Source organism: Cellulomonas sp. ES6 (assembly GCF_030053835.1).
In the GTDB taxonomy this organism is placed as follows: Bacteria; Actinomycetota; Actinomycetes; order Actinomycetales; family Cellulomonadaceae; genus Cellulomonas.
In genome coordinates, this window is sequence record NZ_CP125655.1 from 3,012,946 (window position 1) to 3,033,902 (window position 20,957).

Annotated in this window: 18 protein-coding genes; 7 read left to right on the plus strand and 11 right to left on the minus strand. The window is 75.8% G+C overall.

Going from position 1 to position 20,957, the window contains the following annotated elements:
- Window positions 1–8: 8 nt before the first annotated feature.
- A complete protein-coding gene (locus P9841_RS14020) occupies window positions 9–1,721 on the minus strand; it encodes a glycoside hydrolase family 26 protein (protein WP_283319263.1) in 1,713 nt (570 codons plus the stop codon).
- A 61-nt stretch (window positions 1,722–1,782) separates the two neighbouring features.
- A complete protein-coding gene (locus tag P9841_RS14025; protein WP_283319264.1) occupies window positions 1,783–3,432 on the minus strand; it encodes a glycosyltransferase family 2 protein in 1,650 nt (549 codons plus the stop codon).
- Between the two features lie 642 nt (window positions 3,433–4,074).
- On the opposite strand from P9841_RS14025, the gene clpB reads away from it, so the two are divergent.
- Both clpB and P9841_RS14035 read left to right on the plus strand, forming a co-directional pair.
- Window positions 4,075–6,675 (plus strand): ATP-dependent chaperone ClpB, encoded by a 2,601-nt coding sequence (gene clpB, locus P9841_RS14030; protein ID WP_283319265.1) that lies wholly within the window; start codon window positions 4,075–4,077, stop codon window positions 6,673–6,675.
- Window positions 6,676–6,772: 97 nt separating this feature from the next.
- A complete protein-coding gene (locus P9841_RS14035; protein WP_283319266.1) occupies window positions 6,773–7,447 on the plus strand; it encodes a DedA family protein in 675 nt (224 codons plus the stop codon).
- A 21-nt stretch (window positions 7,448–7,468) separates the two neighbouring features.
- On the opposite strand, the gene P9841_RS14040 is transcribed toward P9841_RS14035, so the two are convergent.
- Both P9841_RS14040 and P9841_RS14045 read right to left on the minus strand, forming a co-directional pair.
- Window positions 7,469–8,548, minus strand: a complete 1,080-nt coding sequence (locus P9841_RS14040; protein ID WP_283319267.1) for an FAD-dependent oxidoreductase — start codon at window positions 8,546–8,548, stop codon at window positions 7,469–7,471.
- A gap of 116 nt (window positions 8,549–8,664) precedes the next feature.
- Window positions 8,665–10,947 carry an aryl-beta-d-glycosidase gene (locus P9841_RS14045; RefSeq protein ID WP_283319268.1) on the minus strand — a complete coding sequence of 761 codons (2,283 nt, stop codon included), beginning with the start codon at window positions 10,945–10,947 and terminating at the stop codon, window positions 8,665–8,667.
- A gap of 170 nt (window positions 10,948–11,117) precedes the next feature.
- On the opposite strand from P9841_RS14045, the gene P9841_RS14050 reads away from it, so the two are divergent.
- Entirely contained in the window at window positions 11,118–11,720 is a 603-nt protein-coding gene (locus tag P9841_RS14050; RefSeq protein ID WP_283319269.1) for a TetR/AcrR family transcriptional regulator, read from the plus strand.
- 1 nt (window position 11,721) lies between these two features.
- Here P9841_RS14050 and P9841_RS14055 read toward each other — a convergent pair whose 3' ends face one another.
- From P9841_RS14055 to P9841_RS14065, 3 genes are all read right to left on the minus strand, one after another.
- Window positions 11,722–12,372: a DUF4190 domain-containing protein gene (locus P9841_RS14055; RefSeq protein ID WP_283319270.1), complete on the minus strand. Its 651-nt coding sequence runs from the start codon at window positions 12,370–12,372 to the stop codon at window positions 11,722–11,724.
- A gap of 1 nt (window position 12,373) precedes the next feature.
- Entirely contained in the window at window positions 12,374–13,159 is a 786-nt protein-coding gene (locus tag P9841_RS14060; protein ID WP_283319271.1) for a DUF4190 domain-containing protein, read from the minus strand.
- 145 nt (window positions 13,160–13,304) lie between these two features.
- A complete protein-coding gene (locus P9841_RS14065; protein ID WP_283319272.1) occupies window positions 13,305–14,102 on the minus strand; it encodes an exodeoxyribonuclease III in 798 nt (265 codons plus the stop codon).
- A 94-nt stretch (window positions 14,103–14,196) separates the two neighbouring features.
- Between P9841_RS14065 and P9841_RS14070 the strand changes: the two genes are divergently transcribed.
- Together P9841_RS14070 and pyrE are read left to right on the plus strand one after the other, a co-directional pair.
- Window positions 14,197–14,964: an SDR family NAD(P)-dependent oxidoreductase gene (locus tag P9841_RS14070; RefSeq protein WP_283319273.1), complete on the plus strand. Its 768-nt coding sequence runs from the start codon at window positions 14,197–14,199 to the stop codon at window positions 14,962–14,964.
- Window positions 14,965–15,040: 76 nt separating this feature from the next.
- Window positions 15,041–15,604 carry an orotate phosphoribosyltransferase gene (pyrE, locus tag P9841_RS14075; RefSeq protein WP_283321963.1) on the plus strand — a complete coding sequence of 188 codons (564 nt, stop codon included), beginning with the start codon at window positions 15,041–15,043 and terminating at the stop codon, window positions 15,602–15,604.
- A gap of 19 nt (window positions 15,605–15,623) precedes the next feature.
- Here pyrE and P9841_RS14080 read toward each other — a convergent pair whose 3' ends face one another.
- The 3 genes from P9841_RS14080 to P9841_RS14090 are packed head-to-tail and all read right to left on the minus strand — an operon-like array spanning window position 15,624 to window position 18,014.
- Complete coding sequence (locus P9841_RS14080) at window positions 15,624–16,448, minus strand: YwiC-like family protein (RefSeq protein WP_283319274.1); 825 nt, start codon at window positions 16,446–16,448, stop codon at window positions 15,624–15,626.
- A gap of 16 nt (window positions 16,449–16,464) precedes the next feature.
- The gene (locus tag P9841_RS14085) at window positions 16,465–17,262 is read right to left on the minus strand and encodes an HAD-IIA family hydrolase (protein ID WP_283319275.1); all 798 of its coding nucleotides are present in this window, start codon (window positions 17,260–17,262) and stop codon (window positions 16,465–16,467) included.
- Window positions 17,259–18,014: a VTT domain-containing protein gene (locus tag P9841_RS14090; RefSeq protein ID WP_283319276.1), complete on the minus strand. Its 756-nt coding sequence runs from the start codon at window positions 18,012–18,014 to the stop codon at window positions 17,259–17,261. The genes P9841_RS14085 and P9841_RS14090 overlap by 4 nt, the downstream gene beginning before the upstream one ends.
- Before the next feature lie 104 nt (window positions 18,015–18,118).
- On the opposite strand from P9841_RS14090, the gene purT reads away from it, so the two are divergent.
- Complete coding sequence (gene purT, locus P9841_RS14095; RefSeq protein ID WP_283319277.1) at window positions 18,119–19,348, plus strand: formate-dependent phosphoribosylglycinamide formyltransferase; 1,230 nt, start codon at window positions 18,119–18,121, stop codon at window positions 19,346–19,348.
- On the opposite strand, the gene P9841_RS14100 is transcribed toward purT, so the two are convergent.
- Window positions 19,335–20,162 (minus strand): hypothetical protein, encoded by an 828-nt coding sequence (locus P9841_RS14100; protein WP_283319278.1) that lies wholly within the window; start codon window positions 20,160–20,162, stop codon window positions 19,335–19,337. The genes purT and P9841_RS14100 overlap by 14 nt on opposite strands.
- 63 nt (window positions 20,163–20,225) lie before the next feature.
- Here P9841_RS14100 and P9841_RS14105 point away from each other — a divergent pair, with 63 nt between their 5' ends.
- The gene (locus tag P9841_RS14105) at window positions 20,226–20,948 is read left to right on the plus strand and encodes a TrmH family RNA methyltransferase (protein WP_502847719.1); all 723 of its coding nucleotides are present in this window, start codon (window positions 20,226–20,228) and stop codon (window positions 20,946–20,948) included.
- The last annotated feature ends 9 nt before the right edge of the window (window positions 20,949–20,957 follow it).

Sequence of the window (20,957 nt, forward strand, 5' to 3'; positions counted from 1 at the left end):
GCGGCGGGTCACGGGGTCGCCGCCGGGGTGGGCGTGGTGCTCGGCGTGGGCTCGGGCGTCGGCTCGGGCTCGGTGGTCGGCGCGGTGGTCGGCGCGGTCGTCGGCTCGGGGGTGGGGTCCGGGCCGGGCTCCGGCTCGGCGGTCGGCGAGGGCGTCGCGGACGGTGCCGCGGTCGCGGCCCGGGCCTGGGCGTCGGGTGACGCCGTGGCGGTCGCCGCCGCGCCGGTGGGCTCGCCCCCGAACCGGCGCGCCGGGTCGTCGAGCCCGGTGCGGAACGCCTCGAGGCTGTTCGCCCGGGAGTCCACGCGCCAGTCGTTCGTCGCGAGCTGGCCGTCCACGTACGTGGTGACGGCGAGGTTGAACCACGCGAAGCCGATCACGTCGTCGTTGCGCCCGGGGTCGAACCCCTGGAAGAACGACCGCACCCAGGCCGGCTTGGTGCCGCCGATCTCGGAGGCGCCGACCTCGGCGAGCAGGATCTTCTTGTCGGTGATCGAGCGGAGCTGGTCGAGCGTCCGGTCGAACGTGTAGGAGAACGTCGAGTCGTTCTCCGCCTTGTAGGGCGGCCGCTGGTAGCCGGAGACGCCGACCCAGTCGACGTACGCGTCACCGGGGTACAGGGCCTCGAGGAACGCGGGGGACTGGTGGGCGGCGGGCAGGTTGTTGACGATGTTCGGCGCCCACACCCAGATCACGTAGTCGTTCGCGCCGTTGGCCTCGAAGACGTCGTGCACGTGCTGCCACATCCGCACGTAGTCGCCGACGCCGTTGCCGTTGATCGGCGCGCCGGACCCGGTCTGCTCGGACCACGGGTACCAGACGCCGTTCATCTCGTGGTCCAGGCGGATCGCCAGCGGCAGCCCCGTGGCCGCGATGTCGCGGGCGTACTGCGTGAGGTAGGCGTCGAAGTCGCCCGCGATGATCTTCGGCAGGCTGTACTCCGGCTCCTCGACGACGTCGTTCTTCGACCCGATCGGCCGGGACTCCCAGGTGAGCATCGGCAGCATGCCGCGCTCCCAGGCGCGCGTCACGGCGTTCGCGCGGAAGTCCTCGTCCCAGCCGCCGAAGTACCCGACCATGTCCTGCGTGCGCCCGACGTCCTGCGCGGCGTCGTCGAACGTCGCCCAGTTGAACGGCGCCTGCTCGGTGTACATCCCGAAGTAGCGCTGGTCCGGGTCGAGCAGCGCGGCGCGGCTGGGGGCGGAGGGCTTGGTGGGCTTCTCCGGCGGGGCGGCGGGGTTCTCCGGCCGGGGCGGCGCGGGGTTGGCGGGCTGGTCGCCCGCGGACCCGGAGGCCGGTGCGGCGGCGGTCCCCCCGGCCGCCGCGGTGCCGCCGGAGCGACCCGACGACCCCGACCCGGACGACCCCGAGGACCCGGAGCGCGACGAGCCCCCCGAGCCGGAGCCGCTGCCGGCGGAGTCGCCCCGGGCGTCCCGCTCGGCCTGCGCGGCGGCGCGGTCCTGCTCGCCCTTCTTGCGGGCGGCCTGCTCGTCGGACAGCACGTCGCGCAGGGCGTCGGACTGGGAGCGGCTGGTCTCGAGCTGCGCCTCGAGCTCGGCGTTGCGCCGCTGGAGGGCGAGCTCGGCGGCGGTGGGCTCGGCGGCGTCGGACTCGTCGGCGCCCACGAGCGAGGAGACCGCGGGCGTGTTCCACACCACGAGCGTCACGGCGAGCAGGCCGGCGACGACGGCCGCGGTGGCGATGCGGGCGCGGACGGTCATCCGGCCCATGGTCGGTGCCCACCAGGCGGCGCCCGTCGGCGCGGCGGGGGTGGTCGGTGCGTCAGACATAGAGCAGCGCCTCCAGGGCGAACAGGATCACGGCGATGCCGTACGGGATCGCCGCGAGCGGGTTGAGCCGTCGGCGGGCGGGTGCGGTCGGGGTGGTGCGCGCCTCGCGGCGGCCGGCCGCGACGGGTGCCGCCGCGGGTGCCGCCGCGGGCGCGGCGTGCCGTGCGGGTGCCGCGGAGACGGCGGGCAGCGGGGCGGTCGCGTCGGCCTGGGCCAGCAGGCCGCCGTGCCCGGCGACGGCGTGCACCGGCGCGCCCGGGCCGGAGCCGTGGTCGCGCTGCGTGGGAAGCCCGCCCCGGTCCACCACGTCGACGGGCGCCGGCTGCGACATCAGGCCGAGCTCCGCCTCGAGGGACGGGCGGTGGTCGCCGTCGTCCTCGGCCGTGCCGGGGTCGCCGCCGGCGTAGGCACCGGCGCGGGTGCCCCACCCGGAGGCGTGCGCCATGCGCAGGAACCCGAGCAGCCGCACCGGCATGAGGAAGAACGTCGAGACGATGATGAAGACCGGGAGCCGGAAGAAGTCGCTCGGGACCTCCTGCAGGTGCCGGATCTGCCGGATCGCCATGGACAGCACCGACGACACGACCATCAGGGCGATGACCCAGAACCAGCCGGCCTGCGCGCCGTAGGTCGCCAGCATCGCCTCGTAGAGGTTGACGCCGGTGCCGCTGACCGAGCGGTACACCCAGCCGGCGATCGTCCCGACGAGCAGGAACGGCAGCACGATGTCGGCCAGGAAGAACACCGCGAGCACGGGCGCGTGGCCGAGCATCCACGGCAGCATCCGCAGGGTGTTGTACTGGCTGCCGCGCGCCCAGCGCAGCTGCTGCTTGAACAGCTTCTTCACCTGCAGCGGGGCGTCGGTGTAGACGAGGCTGGTGTGCTGGTAGACCGTCCGGTAGCCCTGCTTGAGCGTGAGGTTGGTCAGCGTGCGGTCGTCGGACACCTCGAGGAACACGCCCATGAACCGCTGGGTCATGAAGTCGTGCATGACCTCCATGAGGATGTGCCGGCGGAACGCGATGGTGCGTCCGGGCAGGCAGCCGACCTGGCCGAGGACGGACTGCGCGGGCATCGAGTAGAGCGAGCGCGAGTTCTCGAGCCAGTCGGCCCAGCGGGTGATCCAGGAGCGTGTCGGCTCGAGGATGCGCTGCCGGGTGGTGACGCCGCCGACGTTGGGGTCGGCGAACGGCTTGACCAGCTCCGACAGCGTGCCGGCCGTCCAGACGGTGTCCGAGTCGAGCAGCACGGTGACGTCGTACCGGGACATCTCGGTGCCGATCTTCACGGCGTTCCGCTTGCCCGGGATCGGGGTGTGGACCCACCGCACGAGCGGCGCGAACTCCTCGCAGACCTGCTCGAGGCCCGGGTTGCGCTTGCCGTTGATGACGACGATGACCTCGTCGGGGTGCTGCTCGGTGACCCGGCTCAGCACGTCCCGGAACAGGTCGAGCGGCTCGTCGACGACGGGGACGACGACGCTGGTGGTCTCGTGGTGCTCGGCGAACCACGGGCGGTACCGGCGGGACAGGCCGACCTTGAGCAGCCAGAGCGCCCACACGAGGCCGGAGAAGACGGTGAAGAGGTACAGCTCGGCCTGGTCGTCGAGCATGTGCCGGATCTGCAGGATGAAGATGAACATCGCTCACCTCGGCGCTGGAGGGGTGGAGCCAGCGGCGACGGTGACGCGGCGGAGGACGGGGGCAGCGGGGCGGGGAGGGCCTCCGCTGTGACTGGGGACGGCGGTCGGGCGTGACGGGTGTCACCCGTTCGGACGGGTGGCGACGTGGCGTCGGGGTCGTTCCTGTGAGTCGGTGGTGCCCCTCGTGGGAGTGCACTCAGCCTGTTGCGCGGCAGCGCCCGAGCGCAACTCGCCCGGGCCGATTGGGACCCGTGATGTGACGTGGATCACGCGCTGCCCGACCGGTATGTCCGGATATGCGCAGATCAGAGGTCCGGCAGTTCCGACATCGAGGATGTTCCGGACGGCTCGCGGAGGCGCTGGTCACGCACGAGGGGCGCGCGCCGCCCGGCCGCGACCCGCGGCCCACCGGGACGTGAACATCGTCACAACACGTGATGACGGCTGTCAGTGTCATGACACGGCGTGACGGCAGTCACGAGCGGGCGGTGCCCGGGCGCGCGGTGTCGTACCGCCCCGCACCGGCGCCCCGACTGCTCGACGCGCAGAGTTGAGCGGAATAGGCTCAACTTCGACCGGGTTGCACCGGAGGCACGCGGCGGCCCGACCGGGACGTCCGGACGCCACGCACGGAGGGGAACGATGGACGCGAAGCTCACCACCAAGTCGCAGGAGGCCATCGGCGACGCCATCCAGCAGGCGGCCGCCGCGGGGAACCCGCAGCTCGAGCCGGCCCACCTGCTGAACGCGCTGCTCGCCCAGGAGGGCGGCGTAGCGAACGGCCTGCTCGACGCGGTCGGTGCCGACCGCCAGGCGCTCGGCCGCGCCGTGCGCGCCATCCTCGTCGGCCTGCCCGCCGCGAGCGGCTCGTCCGTCGCGCAGCCGACGGCCTCCCGCGCCACGGCCACCGCGATCGAGGCCGCCTCGGCGGAGGCGCGCACGCTCGGGGACGACTACGTCTCCACCGAGCACCTGCTGCTCGGCCTGGCCGCCGGGCAGTCCGGCGTGGCCGACGCCCTGCGCGCGCAGGGCGCCTCCCGCGACGCGCTGGCCGCCGCGCTGCCGTCCGTCCGCGGGTCCGCGCGCGTCACGAGCCCGAACCCCGAGGGCACCTACAAGGCGCTCGAGCAGTACGGCGTCGACCTCACGCAGCGCGCCCGCGACGGGAGGCTCGACCCGGTCATCGGCCGCGACGCCGAGATCCGCCGCGTCATCCAGGTGCTGTCCCGCCGCACCAAGAACAACCCCGTCCTCATCGGCGAGCCGGGCGTCGGCAAGACCGCCGTGGTGGAGGGCCTCGCCCAGCGCATCGTCGCGGGCGACGTGCCGGAGTCCCTGCGCGGCAAGCGCCTCGTGTCGCTGGACCTCGCCGCGATGGTCGCCGGTGCCAAGTACCGCGGCGAGTTCGAGGAGCGCCTCAAGGCCGTCCTGGAGGAGATCACCTCGTCCGAGGGCGAGGTCGTCACGTTCATCGACGAGCTGCACACCGTCGTCGGCGCGGGCGCCGGGGGCGAGGGCGCGATGGACGCGGGCAACATGCTCAAGCCGATGCTGGCCCGCGGGGAGCTCCGCCTCGTCGGCGCCACGACGCTGGACGAGTACCGCGAGCGCATCGAGAAGGACCCCGCCCTGGAGCGCCGGTTCCAGCAGGTCTTCGTCGGCGAGCCGTCCGTGGAGGACACCGTCGCGATCCTGCGCGGCCTCAAGGAGCGCTACGAGGCGCACCACAAGGTGACGATCTCGGACGCCGCCCTGGTGGCCGCCGCCGCGCTGTCCGACCGCTACATCACCGGCCGGCAGCTCCCCGACAAGGCGATCGACCTGGTGGACGAGGCCGCGTCCCGCCTGCGGATGGAGCTCGACTCCTCCCCGGTCGAGATCGACGAGCTCCAGCGCGCCGTGACCCGGCTGGAGATGGAGGAGGTCGTGCTGTCCGAGGCGGACGACCCGGCCTCGCGCGAGCGGCTCGAGAAGCTGCGCGCCGACCTGGCGGACCGCCGCGAGGAGCTCGCGGGGCTGACCGCTCGCTGGGAGAAGGAGAAGGCCGGGCACAACCTGGTCGGCGACCTCAAGGCCCGCCTCGACGAGCTGCGCTCCACCGCGGACCGCCTGCTGCGCGAGGGCGACCTCGCGGGCGCGGCCCGGCTCCAGTACGGCGAGATCCCGGCCGTGGAGCAGGAGATCGCCGCCGCCGAGGAGCGGGAGCGCGCCGAGGAGACCGGCAGCGTCGAGGCGCCGATGATCGCGGACAAGGTCGGCCCGGACGAGATCGCCGAGGTCGTCGCCGCGTGGACCGGCATCCCCGCCGGCCGCCTGCTGGAGGGCGAGACCGCCAAGCTCCTGCGCATGGAGGAGGTCATCGGCGAGCGCCTCATCGGGCAGCGCGCCGCGGTCGCGGCCGTCTCCGACGCCGTCCGCCGGTCGCGCGCGGGCATCGCCGACCCCGACCGGCCCACCGGGTCGTTCCTGTTCCTCGGCCCGACGGGCGTCGGGAAGACCGAGCTCGCCAAGGCGCTCGCGGACTTCCTGTTCGACGACGAGCGCGCCATGGTCCGGATCGACATGTCCGAGTACGCCGAGCGGCACTCCGTCGCGCGCCTCATCGGGGCGCCCCCGGGGTACGTCGGCTACGAGGAGGGCGGTCAGCTCACGGAGGCCGTCCGCCGGCGCCCGTACTCGGTGCTGCTGCTGGACGAGGTCGAGAAGGCGCACCCCGAGGTCTTCGACATCCTGCTGCAGGTGCTCGACGACGGCCGCCTGACGGACGGCCAGGGCCGCACGGTCGACTTCCGGAACGTCATCCTGGTGCTGACGTCGAACCTCGGCTCGCAGCACCTCGTCGACCCGCTGCTCGACCCCGAGCAGCGGCGGGCGGGCGTGATGGAGGCCGTGCGCGCCGCGTTCAAGCCGGAGTTCCTCAACCGGCTCGACGACATCGTCCTGTTCGACCCGCTGTCGCTCGAGGAGATCGGGCGGATCGTCGACCTGCAGGTCGCGTCGCTCGCGGCGCGGCTGCGGGACCGGCGGCTCACGCTCGACGTCGACCCGGCGGCGCGCGAGTGGCTGGCGATCGAGGGCTTCGACCCCGCGTACGGCGCCCGGCCGCTGCGCCGGCTGGTGCAGCGCGAGATCGGCGACAAGCTCGCGCGGCTGCTGCTCGCGGGCGAGGTGCACGACGGCGACACGGTGCGCGTGACGCGCGCGCCGGACGGCGGCACCGGGCTGGTCCTCACGCGGGCCTGACGGCGGTGTGCGGGTGGTGTGCACGACCTGTGCACGCCGCCCGCGCCGCCGCGCCCCGGCGGGCCCGTGACGTCGGGCCGTGCGACCATCGGGGGCCATGGACACCGCCCTCGCCCTGGCCGCCCGCGCCGCCGCGCCCGCGTCCTCGCCCGAGCTGACCGGGCTGGCCGGCTGGGTGGTGAGCGTCGTCGAGGCGCTCGGACCCGCCGGCGTCGGCCTGCTGGTGGCGCTGGAGAACCTGTTCCCGCCGATCCCGTCCGAGGTCGTGCTGCCGGTGGCCGGCTACGTGGCCAGCCAGGGCGACATGCACGTCGGCTGGGCGGTGGTGGGCGCCACGGTCGGCGCGGTCGCCGGCGCCTGGGTGCTGTACGGCCTCGGCGTCTGGCTCGGCCGGGAGCGGCTGCGCCGGTGGCTGGAGCGGATCCCGCTCATGGAGGTCGAGGACCTCGACCGCGCCGAGTCGTGGTTCGTCCGGCACGGCGGCGCGGCGGTGCTCGTCGGGCGCTGCGTCCCGGTCGTCCGGTCGCTGGTGTCCGTCCCGGCCGGCCTGGAGCGGATGCCGCAGGTCCGGTTCCTCGTCTACACCGCGCTCGGCAGCGCCGTGTGGAACTCGGCCCTGGTGGTCTCGGGCTACGTGCTCGGCGAGCAGTGGGAGGACGTCGGCCACTACTCCGACTACATCAACTACGCCGTGTACGCGGCGATCGTGGTCATCGTCGTGCGGTTCGTGTGGACGCGGCTGCGCCGCCGCCGGCTCGCCGCGCGGGGCTGACCCCGCGCGGCGTCCCCGCCGTCAGCCGAACAGCTCCGCCATGGCGGACGAGTACAGGTCGGCGCCCTTGATGCGGCTCGTCTCCTCCGCCCCGAGGATGCGGTGCGCGCCGGCCTCGTCGACGACCTGCGAGGCGCCCCCGGTGCGGCCCAGCGGGAGCACGATCCGCTCGGGCGCCGGGGTGTAGGCCGCCGAGGGCGTGCCGCCCTCGACGAGCGCCCGGATGTTCGCCGCGACCACCGCGGCGTGGTCGCGCGCCGCGGAGGCCCGCTTCGACTCGCGCACGTCGGTGATGTCGCCGACCGCGAACACCGTCGGGAACCCCGTCAGCGCGAGGGTGTCGTCCACCCGCACCTCGCCGAGCCCGTTGCGGACGCCGGCCAGGTAGTCGCTCGCGGGCAGGTTGCCGTAGCACCGGAACCACATCTGCGCCTCGACGCGCTCGCCGGCCTCGGTGTCGACGACGAACGGCTCGTGCACCCCGACGTCCACCGGCGGCAGGTACCCGAGGCGGGACCCGAACAGGAACTGCACCCGGCCGTCGAGCTGGTCCCGGACGGCGGCGCGCAGCTCCGGCAGGTAGTCCTCGGAGGTCAGCGCGTCGTCGGCCTGGTCCACGACCGTGACCGCCAGGTGCGGGTAGGCGTCGAGCAGCTCGCCCACCAGCTCGAGCCCGACCGCGCCGGCGCCCACCACGAGCACGCGCTCGGCCCGCGCGAGGCCGTCGCGCATCCGGGCGAGGCGCGCCCGCGCGACGCCGGTGTCCGACTCGATGAACTTCGCGGGGAACGGGTACGAGGTGCCCGTGGCGAGCACCAGGTAGTCGGCGTCGAGGCTCGTGCCGTCGCCGAGCTGCACCCCGCTGGACGTGGCGCGCTCGACGCGCTGCTGCACGACGTGCCCGCGCTCGAGCAGCCGGTCGTAGCCGAAGAACACCCGCGACTCCCAGACCGGGTCGACCGCCGCCCGCAGCGCCGCGGAGGCGTGCACGAACGCGTCCTTGGGCTCCACCAGCACGACGTCCGCCACGTCGTCCAGGAGCGAGGCGACCCGCGCCCCGCCGTACCCGCCCCCGACCACGACGACCCGTGGTGCTGCCATGTCCCTGCCTCCGTCTCGCCCGTTCGTGGCGGCGCGCGCCGCGCCGCCGGGCACCAGCGTGCCACCCGCCCCGGTGTGCCGACCGGGACCCACGGCCCTGCCTGCCACGGCCGGCGTCAGGCCGCGCGCGCCTCCGCGACCAGGGCGTCGAGCCGCGCCAGGTCGAAGCCCGCCATGCCGAACCCGACGACCACGCGCACCGGCATGTCGCCGATCATCGCGAGCATCCCCGGGTCGAGGTCGGCGGTCGCGGACGTGAGCTCCGGCCCCAGCAGGCGTGCGCCGACCGGGTGGGCGAGCCACTCGTTCACCGTGGAGTCCGCGGTGACCTCGCTCCACAGCGGCTCACCGGTCACGGTCACCTCCGCCGTACCGCGGACGTCCCGCGAGGAGGCGCCGACCTCGACGACCGTGCGGCCGCCGCCGACCACCCAGCGCCGCAGGCCGGGGTGCCAGTACGACAGGTCGCGCGCGCCGAGCGTCACGGCGACCGTGCGGGACTCGCCGGGCTCCAGCGCGACCTTGGCGAACGCCTTGAGCTCCCGGGTCGGCCGGACGACCGCGGCGTCGGGGTCGCCCACGTACACCTGGACGGTCTCCGCGCCCGCGACCGCGCCGGTGTTCGTCACCGTCACGGTCACCTCGACGGACGAGGCCGCGCCCTCGCCGCTGACCTCGGCGCGGACGCCGGAGTACGCGAACGTCGTGTACGACAGACCGTGGCCGAACGGGTACGCGACGTCCAGCAGGCGGGTGTCGTACCAGCGGTACCCCACCAGGACGCCCTCGCCGTAGCGGACGTGGCCGGCCTCGCCCGGGAAGCTGCCGAAGGCCGGGGTGTCCTCGAGGCGGTGCGGGACGGTCTCCGCGAGCCGCCCGGACGGGTTCCGGACGCCCAGCAGCAGGTCCGCGACGGCCGAGCCGCCGGCCTGGCCGCCGAGCCACGTCTCCAGCACGGCGGCGGCGTCGTCCTGCCACTCCACGGTCACCGCGGAGCCGTTCGCGAGCACCACGACGACGCGGGGGTTGACCGCGGCGACGGCGCGCAGCACGGCGAGCTGGTTGGCGGGGAGCCCCAGGTGCGTGCGGTCGTAGCCCTCCGACTCGTCCGGGGCGGGCAGCCCGAGGAACAGCAGCACCGTCCCGGCGCCCCGCGCCGCCTCGACGGCCTCCGCCAGCAGCGCCGCGTCGTCCGCGTCCTGCGAGCCCGGCGCGCCGGCCACCGCGAACCCGGGCGCGAACGGCAGCTGGGTGCCGACGGCGGCGCGCAGCGCGGTCAGAGCGTCGTCGAGCCGCGTCGGGTTCACCTGCGACGAGCCGGCGCCCTGGTAGCGCGGCGTGCGGGCGAACTCCCCGATGACGACGGCCGCCGCGGCGTCCTCGCGGGACAGCGGCAGCACGGGGGTGCCGTCGACGGGGTCGTTCTTCAGCAGCACGGAGCCGTCGGCCGCCGCCTCGCGGGCCAGCGCGTGGTGCGCGTCGACGTCGACGGTCCCGGGGTCGGCCAGCGCGGCCTGCGCGCGGGCGACCATCGTGAGCACCCGGCGGACCGCGACGTCGAGCACCGCCTCGTCCAGCCGGCCGTCGCGCACGGCCTCCACGACCAGCGCGTCGGTCCGGCCGCCGGTCGCCGGCATCTCCAGGTCGAGCCCGGCGGCGACCGCCGCGACCCGGTCGACGACGGCGCCCCAGTCCGACACCACGAGGCCCTCGAAGCCCCACTCGCCGCGCAGCAGGTCGGTCAGCAGCCACGGGTTCTGCGAGGCGTACGTGCCGTTGACCCGGTTGTACGAGCACATGACGGTCCACGGCTGCGTGCGCGTGACCACGCGCTCGAACGCCGGCAGGTAGATCTCGCGCAGCGTGCGCTCGTCCACGTCGGCCGAGACGCGCATGCGGTCGGTCTCCTGGTTGTTCGCCGCGAAGTGCTTGAGCGACGTGCCGACGCCCTGCGACTGGACGCCCTCGACGAGCGCCGCCGCCAGGTCGCCGGCGAGCACCGGGTCCTCCGAGAAGTACTCGAAGTTCCGCCCGCACAGCGGCGACCGCTTGATGTTGACCCCGGGGCCCAGCAGCACGCCGACGGCGTTCGCGCGGGTCTCGACGCCCAGCGCCCGGCCGACGCGCCCGATCAGGTCCACGTCCCACGTCGAGGCCAGGGCGGTGGCCGGCGGGAAGCACGTCGCGGGCACGGAGCTGCCCAGCCCGAGGTGGTCGGCGCTCTCCGCCTGCTTGCGCAGGCCGTGCGGCCCGTCGGTGACCATCACCGGCGGGACGCCCAGGCGCGGGACGCCCTCGGTGTGCCAGAAGTCGGAGCCCGATGTCAGGGCGGCCTTCTCCTCGAGGGTGAGCTCGGACAGGACGCGGTCGATGTCGAACAGCGCGGGCGCGTCGGACACGCGGCACCTCCTCGTGCGGGGTCGGTCGGACCCGGCCGAGCCTAACGGCTATCCCGACCGTGCGGTAGGTATTGCTGCGGTCGAGGGGGGCCGGGCCGCGGCCGCCTGTGAGACCCTGACCCCAGGACGGGCCCAGCGGCGGGACCCAGCGGGACGCGGGGGAGCGGCAGATGGCGGTCGACGTGGAGCGCGGCTACGCCAAGGGCCGCGCCAAGCGGCGGGAGATCATCGACCGGGCGGTGACCCTGTTCGGGGAGGTCGGCTACCGCGGCGCCTCCCTGCGCGAGATCGCCGGGCGCTGCGGCATCTCCCACCCCGGGCTGCTGCACCACTTCCCGACGAAGGAGGCGCTCCTCCTCGCCGTGCTCGAGCACCGCGACGAGGTCGACAGCGTCTGGGTGGCCGGCGGGGACGACGACGACCCGGTCTCCGGCCTGCGGCGCCTGGTCGAGCTCGTGGAGCGCAACACCGGGCGCCGCCCGATCGTCGAGCTGTACGCGGTGCTCTCCGCGGAGGCGACGTCGGCGGACCACCCCGCGCACGACTACTTCCAGGACCGGTACCGCCGCGCGCTGGCCGCGGTCCGGTCGGCCTACGAGCGGGCGCGCGAGGCCGGCGCGCTCCGGGACGGCGTGGAACCCGGCACGGCGGCGCGGCACCTCGTGGCGCTCATGGACGGGCTGCAGGTGCAGTGGCTGCTGGACGACGGCGCCACGGACATGGTGGCCGTCGTCCGCGCCCACGTGAGCGCCCAGCTCGTCCGGCCGCTCTGACCTACCGGGAGGCGTCCAGCGCCGAGCCCGCCTCCGGGGAGGGCGGGACGAGCACGCACAGCCCCGTGCGGTCGCCGCGCGCCCACGACGACGCGCTCGGGGACCAGGCGACCATCCGGTAGCCCGCCGACTCCTCCGCCGCCGTCAGCTCGCACGCCGCCGACACCCGCGCCGCGGCCGCGTCCCGGCCGGGCCACGACGCGTCCCGGCCGAAGTCGTACTCCGTGACGACCTGCGCCGCGTGCACGTCCGCGCACGGCACCACGCGGACGCGGTCCACCGGGCCGTCCGCCGGCAGCTCCGCGAGGCAGCTGCCGGTCACGAGCTGCACGGCCCGCGCGTCCACCGGCTCCGCGACGTCCGCGGGCAGCGGCCGCGTGGCCAGGGCGGTGCCGACGCCGAGCGCCAGGAGCGCCGCCCACGCGAGCGTGCCGACGGCCCCGAGCGCGGTGCCCGCGACCGCGAGCCCCCGCCCGCGGCGCGTCCCGCCGCGCGTGCGCCGCAGCCCGAGCACCCCGAGCACCAGCGCCGCCGGTCCCACCCCCAGCACCCCGGTGACGAGCGCCGCCACCGAGACCCCGTCCGTGGCCGCCGGCGGCGGACCCCAGCCGGGCGCGTAGTACGGCTCGGGGTAGGCGTACGGATCCGCCACGTCAGTAGCCGGAGCCGTACGGGTCGACGGCGAACTGCGAGAACGCGAACACCATGAGCACCACCCACGCGAGCAGGCACGCCGTGATGACCGCTCCCACGACGATCGCGGCGATCGCCAGCCCGCGGCCCTGCGCGCCCGTGCGGCGGGTGCGGCGCAGCGCGGCGATGCCCATGCCGAGGCCCACCGGGGCCGTCAGCCCGACGAGGAACCCCGCGCAGCTGAGGATGAGCGCGGCGATCGCCAGCCCGTCCGTCGCGGGGGCGGGGGTGACCCAGGACGGCTGGCCGTACGGCCCGGCGGCGTACGGCCCCGCGGGGTACGGGGCCTGGGCGTACGGGCCCTGGGCGTACGGAGCGGCGGCGTAGGGGGTGGCGGGGTAGGGGGCGCTCGCGGCCGGGGACGGCGAGCCGCCGTACGGGGCGCCCGCGTACTGGGAGCCCGCGTACGGGTCACCCGCGTACGGGTCACCCGTCTGCGGCGCTCCCGGGTACGAGCCGCCGGGGTACGAGCCTCCCGGGTACGAGCCTCCCGGGTACGGGTCGCCCGTGGACGGCGGGGCGGTGGCGTACGGGTCGGCGCCGGAGCCCCCGACCGCGTACGGGTCCCCGGCTGCGGGGCCGGCGTCCTGCGGCCCGGGCGTCCAGCCGCCCGCGACCGGCGGCGCCTCGGGTGCGCCGTACGGCGAGGCGGGCGTCCACCCCGTCGCCTCGGGCGTCGGGGGCGTCGAGGGTGTGGCGGGAGGCTCGGAGCCGGGCGCGGGGGTGCCGGGGTCGGGCGTCGTCATGCGCAGAACCTAGCGGAGACGCGCGCCGTGCCGGGTCCGCTCCGGGCACCTCCACCCGCACGGTCGCCGGATCGCCCCAGGCGCCCCTGTCGCACCGGCGCCGGGTCGGCCGCTCGTCCCCGGCCGGCGGGCGCCGGGGTCGCCGTCACGCCGCGTCGGCGATGTCCAGCACCACGGGGACGTGGTCGGACGGGGCCTTGCCCTTGCGCTCCACGCGCTCGATGCTCGCGCCGGTCACGCGCACCGCGAGCGCGGGGGACGCCCAGGTGAAGTCGATGCGCATGCCCTCGTTCCGCGGGAACCGGAGCTGCTGGTAGTCCCAGTAGGTGTAGGTGTGCTCCGCGGGCAGGTGCTCGCGGGAGACCTCGGTGTAGCCGGCGGCGGCGAACGCGGCGAAGGCGTCCCGCTCGGCGGGCGTGACGTGCGTCCGCCCGGCGAACAGCGAGATGTCCCACACGTCGGTGTCGAGCGGGGCGACGTTCCAGTCGCCGACCAGCGCCAGCGGCAGCGCGGGGTCCTCCTCGATCCAGCGGCCGGCCTCCTGCTGCAGGGCGGCGAGCCAGCGCAGCTTGTAGTCGAAGTGCGGGTCGCCCACCTCGCGCCCGTTCGGCACGTAGAGGCTCCACACGCGCACGCCGCCGCAGCTCGCCCCGAGGGCGCGGGCCTCCGTGACCGGGTCCTCGCCCCAGCCGGGCTGGCCGGCGAAGGCGTGCTCGACGTCCGTGATGCCGACGCGCGACGCGATCGCGACCCCGTTCCACTGGCTGAACCCGCTCGTCACGACCTCGTACCCGGCGGCCTCGAACGCCTCGCGGGGGAACTGCTCGTCCTTGCACTTCGTCTCCTGCATCGCCAGCACGTCGGTGCCGGTGCGCTCCAGGAACGCGACGACGCGGTCGACGCGGGTCCGGACGGAGTTGACGTTCCAGGTGGCGAGGCGCATGTCCCGCACGCTACCGGCCGCCGCCGACAGCCCGTCACCCGGCCGGCCGCGGCAGCCGGAGACAACCGCGCGGCGCGCTCCGTAGGGTGGCGGCATGGGAACCGCACTCATCACCGGCGCGAGCGCCGGACTGGGACTCGAGTTCGCGTGGCAGCTCGCCACCGCCCGGCACGACGTGGTCCTGGTGGCCCGGGACACCGGGCGGCTGGAGCGGCTCGCGTCGCAGCTGCGCGCGGCCGCGGGGGTCCACGCCGAGGTGCTGACGGCCGACCTCACGGACCGCGCGGACGTCGAGCGCGTGGCGGAGCGGCTGCGGGCGACCGAGCGGCGGGTCGGGCTGCTCGTGAACAACGCGGGCCTGGGGATCGGGCAGCGGTTCGTCGGCGGCGACCTGGCGCGCGAGGAGGCGGCGCTCGACCTCATGGTGCGCGCCGTGCTCGTCCTGTCCCACGCCGCCGCGGGGGCGATGACGGAGCGCGGCCGCGGCGCGATCCTCAACGTCGCGTCGGTGGCGGCGCTCACCGCCGGCGGCACCTACGCGGCGGCGAAGGCCTGGGTGCGCACCTTCACGGAGGGCCTGGCCGTCGAGCTCGAGGGCACGGGCGTCACGGCCACGGCGCTGTGCCCGGGCCTGACGCACACCGAGTTCCACGACCGCGCCGGGCTGCGCGCGGCGGAGTCGTACCCGGAGATCGCGTGGCTGTCCGCCGACCGGGTGGTCGCCACCGCGCTCGCGGACGTGCGGCGCGGCGCGGTCATCTCGACGCCGAGCCTGCGCTACCAGGTGGCGTCGGGCCTGCTGCGGGCCATGCCGCGCTCGGTGGTGCGCCGCCTGGGCGACGTCCGGCCGGACCGCGACTGAGCCGGGACGACCCGCGGACGGCCTGCCGGTCCGCCCCGCCCGCCTCGGTACCCTGGCGGGCGTGACGAACTCCCCGATGTCCCCGACCCCGCGCGAGCAGCTGCGCGACCTGATCGTCGAGCTCGCGGTCGTGCGCGGCACGGTCACGCTGTCCTCCGGGCGACAGGCCGACTACTACGTCGACCTGCGGCGCGTGACGCTGCACCACCGGGCGGCCCCGCTGGTCGGCCACGTGCTGCTCGACCGGCTGGAGGAGGTCGGGCTGGGCACGGCGGACGTCGAGGCGGTCGGCGGCCTGACGCTCGGTGCCGACCCCGTCGCGACGGCCCTGCTGCACGCGGCGGCGTCGCGGGGGCAGGACCTCGACGCGTTCGTGGTCCGCAAGGAGGCCAAGGCGCACGGCATGCAGCGCCGCATCGAGGGGCCGGACATCGCGGGCCGCCCGGTGGTCGTGCTCGAGGACACCTCGACGACGGGTGCCTCGCCGATCGCCGCGGTGGAGGCCGCCCGGGAGGCCGGCGCGGACGTCCGCGGGGTCGCGGTGATCGTCGACCGCGCGACCGGCGCGCGCGAGAAGATCGAGGCGCTCGGGGTGCCGTACCACTACCTGTTCGACCTGGCGGACCTCGGCCTGGCCTGAGCGCCCGGCGCCCGGGCGGTCAGACCGCGGCGAGCGTCACGGCCGTCACCGCGAGCGTCGCGACCACCTCGCCGGCACCGACCACCGCGGGCCGCACGCGCCCGCGCCGGGGCAGCAGCACCGCGCGGGCGAGCAGCCCGGCGGCGACGACCACGAGCGCGACCCCGGCGACGCCGGCCGGGCGGCCGGCCGCCGCCAGCACGACCGCGCCCGCGAGCAGGGCCGCGTGGTACCCGGCGGACAGGCGGGCGGTCGCCGGCCGACCGCGCTCCCGGATCATCGACTTCACGTACGGCACGGTGCCGACCAGGTACGCCGCGAGCAGGCCGGCCGCCGTCCACGCGCGCGGGTCGTCCGCCCCGGGCGGCCACCAGCCCTCCGGCCGGTCCAGGAGGCCGGCCGCGACCACCGTCATGAGCGCGGCCGCCGCGATCGTCACGAGGTCGTTCCCGTACGACCGGTCGGCCCGTCGCGCCGCGTACCGCAGGCTCGCGCCCAGCAGCAGCGCGAACGCGGGCGCCCAGCGCAGCAGCGCGGGCTGGGCGGCGACGAGCGGGAGGCCCAGCACCGCGGTCGCGACGCCGTACCCGAGCACGGGGTCCCGGTAGCGGCGCCGGCGGCCCGACCGCAGCCACTGCGTGAGCGCGAAGTACGCGCAGTACGCCGCGAGCCACGCGGCCAGCAGCAGCGCGTGCAGCCCGCGCGGACCGGCGAGCAGGGCGCCGACCACGGGCGGGGCGACGACCATCGCCCAGGCGCCGTGCTGGTTCGGCACCCAGGCCCGCGGCACCCGGGCCCGCGGCACCCGGCGGCGCGGGGCACGGGGCCGGTCGGTCGCGGTCACCGGGCCGGGGGCGCGCTCAGACGCCGGCGACGGCCCACTCGGGCACCCGGGGGACCAGGTCCGCCACCGAGTCCAGCACCCGCGTCGGCCGGAACGGGTAGCGGCCGACGTCCTCCGCGCGGGTGGAGCCGGTGAGCACCAGGAACGTCCGCAGCCCGGCCTCGATGCCCGCGACGACGTCGGTGTCCATGCGGTCGCCGATCATCGCGGTGGTCTCGGAGTGGGCGTCGATGCGGTTGAGCGCGGAGCGGATCATCATCGGGTTCGGCTTGCCCACGAAGTACGGCTGCCGGCCCGTGGCCGCGGTGATCATGGCGGCGACCGCGCCGGTGGCGGGCAGGTCGCCCTCCGCGCTCGGGCCCGTGACGTCGGGGTTCGTCGCGATGAACCGCGCGCCGCCCTGCACCAGGCGGATCGCCCGCGTGATCGCCTCGAACGAGTAGGTGCGGGTCTCGCCGAGCACCACGAAGTCCGGCTCCGCGGAGGTCAGCGTGTAGCCGGCCTCGTACAGGGCGGTCGTCAGGCCGGCCTCGCCGATGACGTACGCCGAGCCGCCCGGCACCTGGTCGGTGAGGAACTGCGCCGTCGCCAGCGCGGACGTCCACAGCGACTCCTCGGCCAGGTCGATGCCGGACGCGGCGAGCCGGGCCCGCAGGTCCCGCGGCGTGAAGATGGAGTTGTTCGTCAGCACCAGGAACCGGTGGTCGCCGTCGCGCAGCGCCCGCACGAAGTCCGCGGCGCCCGGCAGCGCCACGCCCTCGTGCACCAGCACGCCGTCCATGTCGGACAGCCAGGACACGATGGGCCGGGTCACTGCTCGAACACCTTGCGCTCGACGGCGGCGCGCTCCTCCGGCTCGTCGTAGCGGGGGTCGCGGCCGCCGGTGGCGGCGTTGCGGCGGGCCTCCCGGCGGCCCCGCAGCACCTCGATGCCGATGGGGACCACCGACACGAGCACGATGAGGACCAGCAGCACCTCGATGTTGTCCTTGACGAACGTGACGTTGCCGAGCACGTAGCCGAGCAGCGTGACGCCCACGCCCCACAGCAGCGCGCCGATGACGTTGAACGACACGAAGTGGCGGTAGCTCATCTTCCCGACGCCCGCGGCGACCGGGGCGTACGTGCGCACGATCGGGACGAAGCGGGCGACGATGATGGTCCGGCCGCCGTACTTGTCGAAGTACTTGTACGTCTGGTCGATGTACTGCTGCTTGAAGATCTTCGAGTCCGGCCGGCTGAACAGCCGCGGGCCGGCCTTGTGCCCGATGAAGTACGCGAGCTGGTCGCCGAGGAACGCCGCCCCGAACAGCAGCAGGCACAGCAGCCACAGCGGGAAGTCGAGCTCCTGGTGCGCGACGAGCATGCCCGCCGTGAACAGCAGGGAGTCGCCCGGCAGGAACGGGAACAGCAGCCCCGTCTCGATGAACACGACGATGACGATGCCGACCAGCGCGTACGACCCGAACGAGGAGATCAGGTTCTCGGCGTCCAGCCAGTCCGGCAGCAGGGCGGGCTGGGGTCCGAGGGCGGGCAGCATGGCCGCGAGCGCGGTCGACACAGGCATGGCCCCCAGCGTACGGCCGCCGGTGCGGGACCCGCGGGCGTGCGGTGTGCAGTTCCTGTGCGGGTCCCGGCGCGCGACCGCGCGGCTGCGGGAGGATGGCGGCCGTGACGACCCCCGACGCGCCCGCGCCCGCCGCCCCCGTGACCCTCGGCACGCCCCTGACGCCCGGCGCGACGCGCGCGCTGCTGCTGGGCGCCGGCGAGCTCGGCAAGGAGGTCGCGATCGAGCTGCAGCGCCTCGGCGTCGAGGTGGTGGCCGTCGACCGCTACCCGCACGCGCCGGCGATGCAGGTCGCGCACCGGTCGCACGTGGTCGACATGCTCGACCCGGACGCGCTGCGGGCGGTGCTGGACGCCGAGCGCCCGCACGTCGTGGTGCCGGAGATCGAGGCGATCGCGACGCAGGTGCTCGCCGACGTGGAGGCGACGGGCGTCCGGGTGGTGCCCACGGCGCGCGCGACGCGGCTGACGATGGACCGCGAGGGGATCCGGCGGCTCGCCGCCGAGGAGCTGGGGCTGCCGACGTCGCCCTACCGGTTCGTCGACGACCTCGACGCCCTGCGCGCGGCGGTCGACGAGGTCGGCCTGCCGTGCGTCGTGAAGCCGGTCATGTCGTCCTCCGGCAAGGGCCAGTCCGTGGTGCGCACGGCCGAGGACGTGGTGGCCGCGTGGCGCGCCGCGCAGACCGGGGGCCGGGCGACCGCCGCCGACGGCGCCGCGGTGCGGGTGATCGTCGAGGGGTTCGTCGCGTTCGACTCCGAGATCACGCTGCTGACCGTGCGGCACGCCGGGGGCACGACGTTCTGCGAGCCCGTCGGGCACGTGCAGGTGGACGGCGACTACCGCGAGTCCTGGCAGCCGGCGCCGCTGCCGCCCGGCACGCTCGCGGAGGCGCAGCGGGTCGCCGCCGCGGTCACGGAGGCGCTCGGCGGCTGGGGGCTGTTCGGCGTCGAGCTGTTCGTGGTCGGCGACCGGGTGCTGTTCTCCGAGGTCTCGCCCCGCCCGCACGACACCGGGCTGGTCACGCTCGCGTCCCAGGACCTGTCGGAGTTCGCGCTGCACGCCCGGGCGGTGCTGGGGCTGCCGGCCGGCGACGTGCTGGCGCTCGGGCCGTCGGCGTCGTGCGCGGTGCTCGCCGAGGGCACGGGGGTCCCCGAGTTCACCGGCGTCGACGCGGCGCTCGCGGTGCCCACCGCGCAGGTGCGGCTGTTCGGCAAGCCGTCGGTCGCGGGGCGCCGGCGCGTCGCGGTCACGGTGGCCCGCGGCGCGGACGTGGCCGAGGCCCGCGACCGGGCGCGTACGGCCGCGGCGGCCCTGACCGTCACGCTGGGCTGAGGCCCGCCAGCACCCGGTCGGCGAAGCCCCGCCAGCCGGCGTCCACCAGGTCGCGCACGCCCTCGGCGCCGCCCGCGTCCTCCGCGTCGCCGAACGCCAGCATCCCGGCGACGCACGCGTACTTCTCCCAGAACCCGTCGGCGGCGTCGGCCCGGCGCAGCCACGCCGCCCGGGCGACGTCATCGGTGGCGCGCCGCGCCTCCGCCAGCTCCGCGAGCGCCTGCCGCTGCCGCGCGTCCCGCCCGTCGGCACCGGGCGCGACCAGCGGGTGCGTGCCCGTGCCCAGGTGGTGCGCGAGCCCCTCGTCCCACACCACCCGGTCCAGGCGGTCGGCGTATGGGGCACCGGCAGGCAGCGGGTCGCGCGCGGCGAGGACGACGTGCGCGAGCTCGTGGTCGAGCAGCCCCTGCGCGGCGTCGGGGACGGCCCCGGGCTCCCCGGCGGCCGCGAGCAGCCGGACGAGGTCGAGCACGATCACCGGCCGCCCCCGCGGGTCGTGCCGGACCCCGGCGTCGTACGGCGCCGGCCAGCCGACCACCAGCGCGAGGCGGGCCGCCCCGAGCGCGTCCCGCCAGCCGGGGAGCGCGGTGTCCCACAGCGTGGGTCGCGCCGGGCGGAACGGGTGCAGCGCCCTGCGGACGGCCTCGAGCGCCGCACGGACCTGCGGCGCCAGCCCCGCGTCGGGCTCCTCGGCGGGCGCGGGGGGCTCGTCGTCGCCCGCCGCCACGCGCAGCGGCCACGCGCCGGCGGCGTCCGGGTCCGGCAGCCTGCCCGTGCGCAGCCAGGCGTCGGTCACGGCGGTGTCCAGGTGCACGGCGCCCGATCGTCCTCGCGGTCCGGTGGCCTGGTCAAACGCCGTCCGCGGCAGGATGGGCGGGTGACCGCGCAGCCGCCCGCCGACCCGGACCCCGCCGGCCCCGACCCCGCCGACCTCGGCCCCGGCGCCGACCCGGGGCGCGACGACGCGGACCTGCCCGGCGTGGGTCCGTGGCCCGGCGGCCCCGCGGCCTGGCCCGCCGACCCGCGCTACGACCCGGAGCTGCTCGCGCACGGCGACCGCCGCAACGTCGTCGACCGCTACCGCTACTGGACCGTCGAGGCGGTCGTCGCCGATCTCGACACCCGGCGGCACCCGCTGCACGTGGCGATCGAGAACTGGGCGCACGACCTCAACATCGGGTCGGTGGTGCGCACGGCCAACGCGTTCAACGTCGCGGGGGTGCACGTGGTCGGCCGGCGGCGGTGGAACCGGCGCGGCGCGATGGTGACGGACCGGTACCTGCACGTGCACCACCACCCGGACGTCGAGCACCTGCTCGCCTGGGCGCGGACGGCCAGGCCCGACGGGGCGGCGCTGCCGGTGCTCGGGGTGGACAACGTGCCGGGCTCGGTGCCGCTGGACGGGTACCCGCTGCCGCGCGCGTGCGTGCTGCTGTTCGGGCAGGAGTCCGCGGGGCTGTCGCCGCAGGCGCGCGAGGGCGCGGAGGCGGTGCTGCACATCGACCAGTACGGGTCCACGCGGTCGATGAACGCCGGGGCCGCCGCCGCCATCGCGATGCACGCGTGGGCGGTGCGGCACGCGGGACCGCCGCCGGGGTGAGGGCGCTGC

Excerpts from the sequence above, each read along its gene's own strand:
- P9841_RS14020 (WP_283319263.1), bottom strand. The coding sequence starts at position 1,721 with ATGACCGTCCGCGCCCGCATCGCCACCGCGGCCGTCGTCGCCGGCCTG.
- P9841_RS14025 (WP_283319264.1), bottom strand. The coding sequence starts at position 3,432 with ATGTTCATCTTCATCCTGCAGATCCGGCACATGCTCGACGACCAGGCC.
- clpB (WP_283319265.1), top strand. The coding sequence starts at position 4,075 with ATGGACGCGAAGCTCACCACCAAGTCGCAGGAGGCCATCGGCGACGCC.
- P9841_RS14035 (WP_283319266.1), top strand. The coding sequence starts at position 6,773 with ATGGACACCGCCCTCGCCCTGGCCGCCCGCGCCGCCGCGCCCGCGTCC.
- P9841_RS14040 (WP_283319267.1), bottom strand. The coding sequence starts at position 8,548 with ATGGCAGCACCACGGGTCGTCGTGGTCGGGGGCGGGTACGGCGGGGCG.
- P9841_RS14050 (WP_283319269.1), top strand. The coding sequence starts at position 11,118 with ATGGCGGTCGACGTGGAGCGCGGCTACGCCAAGGGCCGCGCCAAGCGG.
- P9841_RS14060 (WP_283319271.1), bottom strand. The coding sequence starts at position 13,159 with ATGACGACGCCCGACCCCGGCACCCCCGCGCCCGGCTCCGAGCCTCCC.
- P9841_RS14065 (WP_283319272.1), bottom strand. The coding sequence starts at position 14,102 with ATGCGCCTCGCCACCTGGAACGTCAACTCCGTCCGGACCCGCGTCGAC.
- P9841_RS14070 (WP_283319273.1), top strand. The coding sequence starts at position 14,197 with ATGGGAACCGCACTCATCACCGGCGCGAGCGCCGGACTGGGACTCGAG.
- pyrE (WP_283321963.1), top strand. The coding sequence starts at position 15,041 with ATGTCCCCGACCCCGCGCGAGCAGCTGCGCGACCTGATCGTCGAGCTC.
- P9841_RS14090 (WP_283319276.1), bottom strand. The coding sequence starts at position 18,014 with ATGCCTGTGTCGACCGCGCTCGCGGCCATGCTGCCCGCCCTCGGACCC.